This is a genomic window from Fictibacillus sp. 18YEL24 (assembly GCF_015903855.1).
GTDB classification, from domain to species: domain Bacteria; phylum Bacillota; class Bacilli; order Bacillales; family Fictibacillaceae; genus Fictibacillus; species Fictibacillus phosphorivorans_C.
The window spans coordinates 604679-617619 of sequence record NZ_JACZDT010000002.1; the positions used below are offsets into that span (position 1 = coordinate 604679).

Sequence of the window (12941 nt, forward strand, 5' to 3'; positions counted from 1 at the left end):
CTGAGTCAGAACTTCCACCTGTATCAAGATGGAATGTGGCAACACCTAAAAATGACTATGGACTTCAAATGACGTTCGGTATTTCTTATTATGGCCCTGTCGGTAAAGAGACTTCCCGGAGAATCATGACATATGCATTGGTAAATGAAGAAAGTAAAAAATGGGTTGATGCACTTGGAAAGCCTTACTATAAGAAATCAGAAAGTGATGTATACTATTATATCCCGCAATCTCGTGAGGTACTACGTCTAATTACAATGGATGGCGTTCATGAAATTTATATTCAACCAATTGAAAACGACACGTTTCCAAAATAACAAAAACTCACTCTTCAATGAAGGGTGAGTTTCTTCTATATTAAGGTGAAACCCTGCATGTGACTCACCACATGTTTCGATATAAAAGATTATTCTTGAACATGTAAAGCTGAATATGGAACAACGAAAATAAAAAAGCTTAATCAAAAGTAAAGTTACTTTTGATTAAGCCACTATTCTAATAAGTTTTAACGGAAACCTCGCTAGCTTTTATCCAGCCCTGCCATCCGCCTTCGTTTAGTGGTGTTCTAACAGATAACCATACTTCGCCTCTGCTATTTAAGAACTGGGAATAAGTATCTAACGTTTTACCTGTTGAAAGAGTAGCTTTTACCGTATAATCCGTTGAAGCGCCTTTACGTATTGTACCTGTTTTAGCTGTAACTTTACCTACTCCATAATAGTCTGTGTATCGTTGGAAATACTCGCTTTCTAACCAACCTTGCTTCTTACCATTGTCTACTTTATACCACATGTCACCGAAGTAAGTCATGTGTGCATCAACTTGTGTAGCTATTGATCCTTTTAGTAAGGTAGCAACTGGTGCATATCCAAAATCTGCACCTCTTCTAATTTCTACATCATTAAAGATTAATGCTTTTCTTCCTGCTTCTGGTCCTGGGATTTTAAATTGATCCACCTTAGCCCATCCTGATTTGTTGCGATGGGTTGCGAGAGAGATCCATTTTTGTCCATCAGCTCCTACAAATGTATCTCGAACATGAACACGAGTTCCTTTGTTCATTGTAAATACAGTTTGATAATTGGATGATGCTCCCCACTTCACTTCTACTTTATCAACAGTTGTAACTAAATTCTTGTACTTTAGGTTATCTTCCGCATTGACTTGCTGTGAAGAGTTGTAAAAGAATAGCGTGAATAACAGACAGGCACAAGCAAAAACAAGTTTTTTCATAAGACCCTCCCGAATTGTATTATTTCTAACATTTATTAGACGAAACTATATGGAAAGAGGTTTCACTTTTGTAATTTATTTCAAAATACATTACTATTTTACTATTAAACTCATATCGGACCTTTTAGGAGGGGAGTGGTGTTTATATCCTCCATCATTTTTTCTTAATAATATCTTAATCTTCATTTCCATCATTTATATAAAGATAACGAATCCCTGGTCGATATATAACTTGTAATTGAAACCGGGGAGGAGAATAAAATGTTTGCAGTAAGAAGTAACAACATGAGATGGATCTTTGCACTAATCGTAGCCGTATTATTCACACTATCTTTCCAAGTAAAAACCTTTGCGATGTCGTCTCAAGAGGCAAAAAAGCACGTTCAGTTGGCTGAAAGTCATGCTACCGCTTTAAAATGGCAGATCTCAGTCGAGTATACGAAAACGGTAAAATATCCGGATATGAAGGTCTATAACGCTACAAAAGCCGCGAAAGATAAGGCTCAACAAGCTGTCAACTCATTACCAGCTTCTTCTGTGAAAAATGAATTACAAACAAGAATCAAAAATAATGTCCAACTTCATCTCTCAAGAGCACAAGGGTATATAGATGCCATAACATCAGGAAAGAAAATCACTCAAAAGAAATCATCTTTCGAAAGTTATTATTCTCAAAACCCAGCAAGTGATTCTACAGAACTAGCTTATCATTCAATGAGTTCTGAAATAAGAAAGCAAGCAGTTCTATTATATCGCGTATATGGACAAACCACTCGAACGGCCATCTTAAACACGTACAAAGCACCTGCTGAATCTGTAAAACGAAAAACAGCAAATGCTGTTACTGTTAAGATGAAGCTAGACGATTTAGCTGTAGCAAAGTCAAAAGGACAAACAAACACCGTGCAATCCCTTACTTCGGAGGTTAATAAACTATTAGTTTTGTTGCCGGCAAAGGAAAAGACGATCTTCTCTAATCTATTAAATCCTGCTCAGTCGAGCGGGAGGCAAGCCACTGTCAATACGGATAATTTAAATGTTAGAACGGGTCCGTCAACAGCTTATTCCGTTATAGGCAAATTGCATACCGGTGATACAGTAACTGTAACATCGCAATCCGGTGATTGGGTGTATGTTACAGGAGCTATAGCTGGATATGTACATAGTGCATATCTAACATATGATGGCGGAAGTGGGACGCTCAAAGGTCAAACAATAGTTATTGATGCAGGACACGGAGCAAAGGATCCGGGTGCTGTTGCAAATGGGTTAAAAGAAAAAGATGTTGTATTAGATGTAGCTCTACGAGTTCAGAAGAAGCTAACAGATGCTGGTGCAAAAGTTATTATGACGCGCTCATCAGATGTGTTTTTAGAACTTGAAGAACGAGCTGCGATTGCTAATAATTCCGGGGGTAGTGCTTTTGTAAGCATTCATGCGAATGCAGCCGCAAGCACGGCTTATGGAACAGAAACATTCTACGATAGCCAATATCAAAAAGAAAAAAGTTTAGAATTGGCAACGAACATTCAATCAAACATGATTAAAACACTAGGAACGCGTGATCGTGGCGTTAAGGAAGCTGGCTTCTATGTAATCAAATACACTCGCATTCCATCTGTACTTGTAGAGCTTGGCTTTATAACAAATGCAGATGAAGCGAAAAGAATGGCTACAACTTCCTTTAGAGATCAAGCTGCATCGGCTATTGTCGAAGGATTAAAGCAATATTATCAATAAGAGGTAGGGACCAGCAAAAGCTGGTCCTTATTAATTTTTTGCTATTTCTCAATAAAAACTTATTAATTATTTTATAAAGGTTTTACAAAGATAAGAAAAATACCAAGAAAGCCTTACAAATAGGGTTTTTCTGTGTAAAAATTTGTCGAATGAAATCGTATAGACAAAAAGGATAACTAGGATTATATTTAGTTAGGGAATATTAAAGTTATTTCCAAAAAATTAAATTATTTTACAGGGGGAGTAAAAATTGGCAATGAAAAAAGCTTTATTGTCATTACTTAGCTTTGCAATCGTTCTTGCATTATTTGCAGGAGGAAACAGTGCTAGTGCAGCTACATATACAGAAGCTGAGAAGTTAGTAAAAACTGCAGAGGGATATGCAGGAGCATTAAAATGGGAAATTTCCTATGAAACTACAAAAACAATAAAATACCCAAACATGAAGTTATACAATCAAACAAAAGATGCTTTACAAAAAGCTCAAAGTGCAGTAAACACACTTAGCAGCGGAACGAAAAAAACAGCGCTTCAAACACGTTTGAACAACAACGTTAAACTCCACCTTACTCGTGCAGCTGCTTATATCGATGCAATTACTGCGGGTGAAAAAATCAAAGCTGTACAAATTGAACTGAAAAACAATTTAAATGATGGCTACTTCGGAGATGACACGACTGAAGAGTTATACCACAGCTTATCTTTTGAAATTCGCAAGCAAGCAATTCTTCTATATCGCGTGTATGGTAAATCTACACGTGATGCAATTCTAGCTAAATACAAAGCACCAGCTGAGAAAGTTAAAAATGAAGCTTCTATTCCAGTAACGGTTCTTATGCTTTTAGATGATGCGACTGCAGCAGATACTAGCGCAGAAAGCACGGAAGCATTATCAAGTGCGATTGACTGGTTATATCAAGTAGATAATGACTTTTATTATGAATCTCTTTACTATGAAGTATTAAGTACATCTTTTACAATTGAAGAAATGTTATATGATAACCCGAATTATAACGTGTACACAATTGAAATGATTGATAATAACACAATTTCTGTAATGTTCGATAATACGACAGCAGAAGGCGAAGTAGTAGAGTATGAGTTAGAGGATCCATTAGTAGACTTTGAACCACAACTTATTACGTTTGAAAACGCAGGTAGAACATTTACAGCTTTAGTTAGCCTTGAGTCTTATGAAGATGGCGATTCATCTATGGTATGGGCTGTAACAGATATTCAATAATTAAATAGTATGAATAAAAACCGTCTGTAAATCACAGGCGGTTTTTTGTCATTTCTTGTCTATCATTCCATTACAAATACCTAGGCTAAATGAATGTTTGAATTTCATTTTATGTCATTTTTACAAATTGAAAGAAAAAAATTAGGTATTTATAACTATAAAAGTCATGAAAATCTCCAATGTGTAATCTTAATGTAACATTAGTTGTCGAATTGTAACCGCACTATTGTGATAAAAGATGTAAAATTTTGTAGTAGGGGAAAGAAATTACCATAGGGGGTTTGAAATGAAGGTTTTAAAGCTTACACTATCGGGAATATTATTTATTTTACTCACATTAGCCATTGGAACTAAAAGTACATACGCTTTTTCAATAGATAAACTTGTTACAGATGCAAAAAAGCAAATAGGGGTGCCATACAAATGGGGTGGGACAAGCCCTTCAGGATTTGATTGCTCTGGATTCATTACATATATTTATAAACAACAAAATGTGAGCTTGCCACGAACTTCCGCGGACATGTTTGCAGGTGGAGATTCAGTATCAAAAAGCAATCTGCAACCAGGAGATTTAGTGTTTCTTACTACATATAAATCAGGTGCTTCACACGCAGGCGTATATGTTGGACATCAACAATTTATACATAGTGCTTCAAACGGCGTTACAAAGTCAGGCTTAAGCGACTATTATTGGAAAGATCGTTATGTAGGTGCAAAGCGTTATGTAGCTACTGCATCAACCTCTTCTATTGATCCTACAAAAGTGTATTGGGACGGACTATTAATGGTTAAGGGTCAGATTGGTAAAGTTAAAGTATTAAAATCTACTGATGTTTATAAGCGAACAGCTGCAGGTACATTAATTAAAGAACGTACACTTCAACCTGGACAACAGTTTAGAGTATATCAATATCGTTCTGAACAAGGCGGTATTTATGGATTAGGTGGATCTCTTTTTCTTAAGAAAAACACGAGTTTAATAGACTACCGTACGCCATCTAAATCAAAATTAGCAATTTTAAATGGATTACAATAATAAATAATGGAAAAACAGGAAATCTAACACTGGAAAAGAATGTAACCTTTTGAGATACTAGTATGGTATTTTAAAAGGTTATTTTTTATGAAAAGGGGACTGGGAATGAGAAATGTTTTAAAAACGACCCTGTTAGCTACAGTGTTCTCTGCAGTGCTATGGGGAGGACAGTCGGCAGAAGCGGCTACTTATTCGGAGGCTGAGAAGTTAGTTAGGCAGGCTGAGGGGTATGCAACAACTTTAAAGTGGGATTTGTCGGTAGAACACACAAAAGTTGTAAAATACCCCGATATGAAATTGTTTAATACAACGAAAGAATACAAAAAGAAGGCAGAAACGGCAGTCTCTACTTTGCCTCTTTCACAACAAGCGACATTAAACGACCGTTTAAAAAAGAATGTTAAGGTTTATATAGATCGTGGAGTTGCGTATATTGATGCTATTACTGCAGGTGAAAAAATTGAACAGCAGCAAATGATTTTAAATACACATATTAATAGTGGCGATCTTGAAAAATTAGAAAATACTTATCATATTTTATCTGAGGAGATTAGAAAACAAGCAATTCTTCTTTATCGCGTATATGGTCAATCTACAAGAGATGCTATTTTGGCGAAGTATAAAGCTCCAGCGGAGAGCCTGAAAAGTGGTGTTAAACACGAAGTGACATCAAGTATGATACTAGACGATGTTCAAGCGTTAGAATTACCAGACGGTGTATCAAGTCCAGATGTACCAGTTATGGTAAATGAGTACCGGTCATATGATGCTTTCATTAACTATCCAACTTTGAAAGCTGCATTAAACAATAAATACAATGCAACAATGGAGAAAATTGTTCTTCCGCAAAACAAAATGAAAGATTTAATTACGGAAGTTGCAATCGAAAATGGAATTCCACCTGAGATTTTAAAGGCGATTGCGTATCAAGAGTCTGGAAATACATTGAAATTTCAGCAGTTCAAAAATAATGGAGAACCTATTATAAGCAGTGATAATGGTATTGGAATCATGCAAATTACAAATCATCCAACTGCCGTAGTTGAAGATCTTAAATACGATACACGTTACAACATAGAAATAGGAGCAAAGCTTTTAAAAGAAAAATGGAGCTGGACAGGAGATTTGCTACCCAGAATAAATGATGGAGATCCAGATGTTTTAGAAAACTGGTATTTTGCTGTTTTGGCTTATAATGGAAGGAGTTCAATCAATCATCCTACTAATAGTGGAAACTATCAAAACAAAATCTTTGAATTTATTAGAAGTTCAAGCCAAGTAAAGGTTTTTAATTTTAACAATTTGGTCTATGATATCTCCGTAAATAATGGAATTTTGGATTTCACTCCAAAATTGCAATACGAAACGAATATTCAAAATAAGACAACCCAAATTTATAAAGCTGGGCAGACATTAAAGATTACTACGAGTACAAAATTTAGACCTGAGCCTAACACAATTGTAAAAGAAAAATATACTCTTGCAGCGGGTAACGAAGTTCAGATTCTAGAAAAAGGTATTAGCGATGCAACGGGTATAAACCATTTTGTGTTTTATAAAGTTAAAGTTAATTCAACGGGTGACATTGGTTATGTGTTCTCTGGCGCTTTTGCAAAATAAAGAGTAAAAGTAAACAAAAGCTCGCGCCCATTTATGGGACGTGAGCTTTTGTTTTTGATTTATAAATCATGGTTTTCTTGATAACCTTGACAAAATTCTTGATATAATACCCAGCATTCTTGATATCACAACCCGAATCCATTCTTCCTTCAACCAAGCTAGATCACACAAAAAACCCAGCATAAGAGCATCATACTCTCAGGCTGGGTTCTACTAGTTCATTCAACTTAAGCTTGAGGAATAACCACTTTCCACGTTGTAAGTGGCAATTTATCTTGGTTTACCATCACTTTTGGGAAGGTAAAGGACCACGGTTTACTTGTATTCGACATCACTGTCAATCCTTCAAGATTAAAACTTCCGGCTGCAATTTGCTCCCCCTCAGAATTCAACACATGAAGTGGCAATTGGCTGATTTCAAGGTTATTCTCAGAGCCGTTACGAATAAGCAAAGAAATGGTTAACGATTGGTCTGCATTCTCTGTTCCTTGGATCCCCATAATATTCACTTCACCTGGATTGAGGACAGGTAACTGGCTGAGCAGTGCTTCAAGCTGAGTTTTTTGGTCCGTAGACAGCGACTCATTCCAGCTTTCTGATAGTTCTAAGCGATGGTCTGACGGTTTCATACGCTTTTGAATCTCAAAAGCGAGTGACCAGGCACCGTTTTTATCGAATGCTTCATTTAACTCGTGTTTCTCGAAAATGAATCTCCACGGACGGCAGGAACTAGCTGGGAGTTCACCCAGACCGTCCAACTCAAACTTTTTGCGAGCGATTGAATTTTTTTCTTCATCTAATAAGATCAAATTTACATCTTCAAGACGAATGGGCTTATCGAGTGAACTGCGGATAAAAGCAGTGATAATAACAAACTCTTCACTTTCGATGCAATCGATGCTCTGAATGGATAGTTGGTTCGGTTCTAGAGGTTTCAATTGCATGTGATGATATTGAAAAACATAACGATCTTCAGCAGGGACATCCCAATCTGGATGGAAAGAAAGAGTTGTCTCTATTTTTTGATTCGTATCTAACTGTGTCATGTAATTACCCTCCGATCTCTTGTTTTTCTTCTTCGTATTTATGCTGCTGTATTTGTTTTTGGGTTAGAATAAGTACTTGTTGTGCAAACGTCATTTGGAACTCTTGGAATAAATAGAAACCTTCCTTTTCAAATGTACGATAAGGATCTTCTTGTCCGTAAGACTGTAGGTGAATCCCTTCTTTTAGCCGTTCCATCTTCTCTAAATGCTCGATCCATAACGAATCTAAAAGTCGTAACATGATAGAACGGTAGGCCATGACGTTGTCCTTTTCTTCTAAAATGAATGTTTTGATTGGTTGGAAAGCATCTTCAACCATTTCATGAAGCTCGATTTTATCAAGATGTTCGATTTCTTCACGTTCAATATTCGCAATAGGTAAGATCTGCAAGACGGATTCGTTAAACGCTTGTTTAGCTTCATCGATATGATTGTCTTTAACAGAAGTTAAAAACTCATCTGTTTCTGCTTTTAAGTAATTCTCCATAAGCTGTACTAAGAGAGTTTCAGGCTCAGAACTTTCAAGTAAGATATTTCTTTGCTCATAAACACGTTTTCGCTGCGCGTTTAAGACATCGTCTAATTTTAATAAGTGAGAACGAGAAGATGCGTATATGCCTTCTGTACTTTCTTGAACTTTGTCGATGAACTTATTAATAGAAGGAGTTGTGATGCGCCCTTTTTCATCAGCTTTCACTTTTTTCATATACTTTTGTAATTCATCCTTATCGTATCCCTTTAACAGATCATCTTCTAAAGAAACGATAAATTGAGTAGTACCAGGGTCACCTTGACGGCCTGCACGTCCACGAAGCTGATTATCGATTCTTCGGCTTTCGTGACGCTGTGTACCGATAATGTGTAAACCACCTAGTTCAGCTACACCTTCACCTAAAAGAATATCCGTTCCGCGTCCAGCCATGTTTGTAGCGATCATGATATGTCCTTTTTGTCCGGCTAATGCAATCATTCCAGCTTCAAGCTCTTCACTCTTTGCGTTCAAAAGTTGGTGTTTTAAACCGTTCTTCGTTAACAGTTCGGAGATTTCCTCAGATTGTTCGATAGAAGTTGTTCCAATCAAAACAGGTTTACCGATACGATTGTACTTAGTAACTTCTTCTAATAAACATTGATTTTTAGACTGATTGTCGATGTATATCATGTCCTCAAGATCAATTCGAGCTCGTGTTTTGTTTGTTGGGATGATCACTACGTTAATGCCATATGTGTTCCAAAACTCGCCTCGTTCAGTATAAGCGGTCCCAGTCATACCACATAGATGTGTATATAAACGGAAGTAATTCTGAATGGTAACAGAGGCTTGCGTATTATTTTCTTCTTTTACTTCAATTCCTTCTTTTGCTTCGATCGCTTGGTGTAATCCTTCACTGTATGTGCGACCTTCCATAATACGTCCGGTAAACGAATCAACAAGTTGCACTTTCTCTTCTTTTACAATGTAATCTACATCATTTCTCATAATAAAATGAGCACGAAGGGATTGTGTGACCATATGGAAAAGTAATTGATGTTCAGCTTCATATAAGTTCGATAAGCCGAATGCTTTTTCAATCTTTTCAGCACCACTATCTAATAGTACGATCTGTTTTGTATCCTTATACAGTTCATAGTCGACTTTTTCTTTAAAGGAACTAACGATCATGGCTACGATTTTAAACAACCCTGCAGAAAGATTGGATTTGTTCGCGATGATTAAAGGTGTTCTCGCTTCATCGATTAAAATACTGTCAATTTCATCGATGATGGCATAAGAAAGGGCTCTTTGCACTTTCTCTGATGAATCTTGTACCATGTGATCACGCAGATAATCAAAGCCAAACTCATTACCTGTCCCGTATGTAATGTCAGCTTGGTAAGCCTGCTGCTTTTCGGAAGCTTCCAATTGCGAAATATTTAAGCCGACTGATAGCCCAAGGTACTCATGGATTCTTCCGATCGTTTCAAAATCACGTTTTGCTAAATACTCATTTACTGTGATGACGTGAACGCCTTTTCCGTAAAGCGCTAAATAGAAGCTAGGAAGGGAGGCTACGAGCGTTTTTCCCTCTCCAGTTTGCATCTCTGAAATATTTCCTTCTATTAATACTAGACCACCTAGCAATTGCACATCATAATGACGTTGGCCAAGTACACGTTTTGAAGCTTCTCTTACAAGAGCAAAAGCTTCTGCACGAATGTCATCCTTTTCGTTATGTATGCGTTCCTTTAATTCTTTGGTTTTATTTTTAATTTCTATATCAGAAAGTTTTTCATAAGCTTGTTCTAGCGCGTTTATCTCAGAAACTACTTTGTTTAAGCGTTTGATGTCATGACTGCTTCCTGATCCAATAAATTTTTTTACAACCGATAACATACTTGTTTCTCTCCCAAAAAAATATAATTTAACCAAATTATATCATATTTTGACGAATATTGGTGTTATTTACATATTAAATAATTTCAAATCGGTATACCAGAAAACTATTCCGGTATACGAAGGTTATCGGGTAGAGAATTGGTGAACATTGCATCGTTAAATTGTTAGCATTTAGGGGAATGTATGAGTAAGATTAGACTTTGTGAAGATTTATTAACAAATGTCAAAGATCTTAAAAAAAGATTGATTTTCCACTTTCATGTGATACGATTATTCTCGAAGCTTTTTAAATATATTTGAGGGGATATAAAATGAATTGGATATTAATTTTAGCCTCCATCGCTTCTTTCATAACTGTACTAATTGTGACACCATTCGTCATTAAATTAGCTATCAAAATTGGAGCTACCGACAAACCGAATAGCAGAAAAGTTCATGAAAAAGTTATGCCGAGACTTGGTGGTCTTGCGATCTTTATCGGAGTTATGGTTGGTTTTTACGTAAGTGGCTTATATAAAGAACAAGTAACCGCCATTTCGATTGGTGCCATTGTCATCATTGCCATTGGTATCATGGATGACATGATGGAGTTATCCGCGAAAACAAAGCTGCTTGGTCAAATAATAGCTGCAGCGGCTGTTGTGGCAAGTGGATTGAAAATTGATTTCCTAACCATCCCGTTCATCGGTATGTTTGATTTAGGCTGGTGGACTTATCCGATTACGATTCTTTGGATCGTAGGGATCACAAACGCCATTAACTTAATTGATGGACTTGATGGATTGGCTGCAGGTACATCTTTTATTGTAATCACAACGATTGCATTTATGGCGGGAATAGCTGGAAAGGCATTAATCTTCGGACTTGCTCTAATCTTATTAGGAAGCATACTTGGTTTCCTATTTTATAACTTTCATCCAGCAAAGATTTTCATGGGGGATACAGGTGCCTTATTCTTAGGTTACGGGATAGCTATCCTCTCCTTACTAGGACTCTTTAAGAGTGTAACGCTCTTTAGTTTTATCGTTCCGATTATTATCTTGGGTGTTCCGGTATTTGATACGACATTTGCGATCATCAGAAGGATTGTAAACAAGCGTCCAATCTCAAGCCCAGATAAATCTCATTTGCATCATAGACTTTTAGCATTAGGATTGTCGCATCGAAATACGGTATTAGCGATCTATGGCTTAGGTGTTATCTTTAGTGTAAGTGCAGTTGTTTTCTCAAGAACAACACTTTGGGGATCTGTACTCATCATTTTTGCCCTTTTAGTTGTTACAGAAATCATTGCAGAAGTCATTGGTTTGGTACATGTGAAGTACAGACCATTTATGGCGATTTATCGAAAAGTTACAGGAAGACAGTAGATACCGCCGTTTGTGAGCTTTTGCTCACGAACGGTTTTTTAGAGAGAAAATTATAAAGTTAAGGACATACTAAAAAAGTGTGGTACAATGTCTTTGGTTGTACCAAATCTCGCTTTTTTTAGACAATATGGAGGTTTATTTTTACTATGCAAATACCAATGTTAGATCTTTCAGAGCAGTATCAGTCTTTAAAAGATGAAATGCTTACAGTACTTGATGAAGTAATGTCATCTTCTCGTTTTATCCTTGGTGATAACGTAAAAAAATTAGAAGCTGATGTTGCAGCATATAGCAACGTTAAAAATGCTATCGGAGTTGCTAACGGAAGTGATGCAATACATATTGCACTTCAAGCATGTGGAGTTAAACAAGGTGACGAAGTAATCACTACACCTTTCACGTTCTTTGCAACAGCTGGAGCTATTGCAAGAGCTGGCGCTACTCCTGTATTTGTTGATATTGATCCAGTAACGTTCAACATTGATCCTGCTAAGATTGAAGCAGCTGTTACGAACAAAACAAAAGCAATTATTCCTGTTCACCTTTATGGACAAATGGCTGACATGGATCCAATTGTTGAGATCGCTAAAAAGCACAACATTTATATTGTTGAAGATGCAGCACAAGCAATTGGTGCTTCATATAAAGGAAAAAAAGTTGGAGAGCAAGGAGACGCAGCTACATTTAGTTTCTTCCCAACTAAAAACCTTGGTGCATATGGTGACGGCGGTATGATCGTTGCAAACAACGATGAGATCGCTGATACAATGCGCGTAATCCGTGTACACGGAAGTAAGCCGAAATATTACCACCACATTCTAGGTTACAACAGCCGTCTTGATGAATTACAAGCAGCTGTACTGAATGTGAAGTTCCCTCATTTAGATAAGTGGAGCTCTTTACGCAGAGAAAAAGCTAAAAATTATACAGAATTGTTAACAGAAGCTTTGGGTGACAAAGTCGTTACGCCTGTTGAAGCAGAAGATCGTTATCACGTATTCCACCAGTATACAATTCGTGTTGAAAAACGTGATGAGCTTCAAAAGTTCTTGCAAGAGAACGGTGTACAAACGATGGTTTACTACCCGCTTCCATTGCATGTTCAACCTGTATTCAAAGAGCTTGGATATAAAGAAGGAGATTTCCCAATCTCTGAAAAAGCTGCTAAAGAAGCTGTTTCACTTCCAATGTTCCCTGAATTGAAGATTGAGCAACAAAAGTATGTTGTAGAGCAAATTGCAGCATTCTATAAACAAGCCTAGTAACGATGCCCCCT

At 36.8% G+C, this 12941-nt stretch carries 9 protein-coding genes; 6 read left to right on the forward strand and 3 right to left on the reverse strand.

Annotation, left to right across the window (positions count from 1 at the left end; all coding sequences use genetic code 11):
* Positions 1-495: 495 nt before the first annotated feature.
* Positions 496-1233, reverse strand: a complete 738-nt coding sequence (locus HU823_RS08350) for a hypothetical protein (RefSeq protein ID WP_197221789.1) — start codon at positions 1231-1233, stop codon at positions 496-498.
* Positions 1234-1494: 261 nt separating this feature from the next.
* Here HU823_RS08350 and HU823_RS08355 point away from each other — a divergent pair, with 261 nt between their 5' ends.
* The 4 genes from HU823_RS08355 to HU823_RS08370 all read left to right on the forward strand — a co-directional run bounded on the left by HU823_RS08355 (position 1495) and on the right by HU823_RS08370 (position 6872).
* Positions 1495-2973 (forward strand): N-acetylmuramoyl-L-alanine amidase, encoded by a 1479-nt coding sequence (locus HU823_RS08355; protein ID WP_197221790.1) that lies wholly within the window; start codon positions 1495-1497, stop codon positions 2971-2973.
* 256 nt (positions 2974-3229) lie between these two features.
* Entirely contained in the window at positions 3230-4216 is a 987-nt protein-coding gene (locus tag HU823_RS08360; protein WP_231607396.1) for a hypothetical protein, read from the forward strand.
* 286 nt (positions 4217-4502) lie between these two features.
* Positions 4503-5252, forward strand: coding sequence for a C40 family peptidase (locus HU823_RS08365; RefSeq protein ID WP_197221792.1), 750 nt, complete (start codon positions 4503-4505; stop codon positions 5250-5252).
* Positions 5253-5357: 105 nt separating this feature from the next.
* A complete protein-coding gene (locus HU823_RS08370; protein ID WP_197221793.1) occupies positions 5358-6872 on the forward strand; it encodes a transglycosylase SLT domain-containing protein in 1515 nt (504 codons plus the stop codon).
* A gap of 227 nt (positions 6873-7099) precedes the next feature.
* On the opposite strand, the gene HU823_RS08375 is transcribed toward HU823_RS08370, so the two are convergent.
* On the reverse strand, positions 7100-7918 hold the full coding sequence (locus HU823_RS08375) for an accessory Sec system S-layer assembly protein (RefSeq protein WP_197221794.1): 819 nt from the start codon (positions 7916-7918) through the stop codon (positions 7100-7102).
* Between the two features lie 4 nt (positions 7919-7922).
* Positions 7923-10292 (reverse strand): preprotein translocase subunit SecA, encoded by a 2370-nt coding sequence (gene secA, locus HU823_RS08380; protein ID WP_197221795.1) that lies wholly within the window; start codon positions 10290-10292, stop codon positions 7923-7925.
* Between the two features lie 314 nt (positions 10293-10606).
* Here secA and HU823_RS08385 point away from each other — a divergent pair, with 314 nt between their 5' ends.
* Together HU823_RS08385 and HU823_RS08390 are read left to right on the forward strand one after the other, a co-directional pair.
* The gene (locus HU823_RS08385) at positions 10607-11665 is read left to right on the forward strand and encodes a glycosyltransferase family 4 protein (RefSeq protein WP_197221796.1); all 1059 of its coding nucleotides are present in this window, start codon (positions 10607-10609) and stop codon (positions 11663-11665) included.
* 146 nt (positions 11666-11811) lie between these two features.
* Positions 11812-12927, forward strand: coding sequence for a DegT/DnrJ/EryC1/StrS family aminotransferase (locus HU823_RS08390; protein WP_197221797.1), 1116 nt, complete (start codon positions 11812-11814; stop codon positions 12925-12927).
* The last annotated feature ends 14 nt before the right edge of the window (positions 12928-12941 follow it).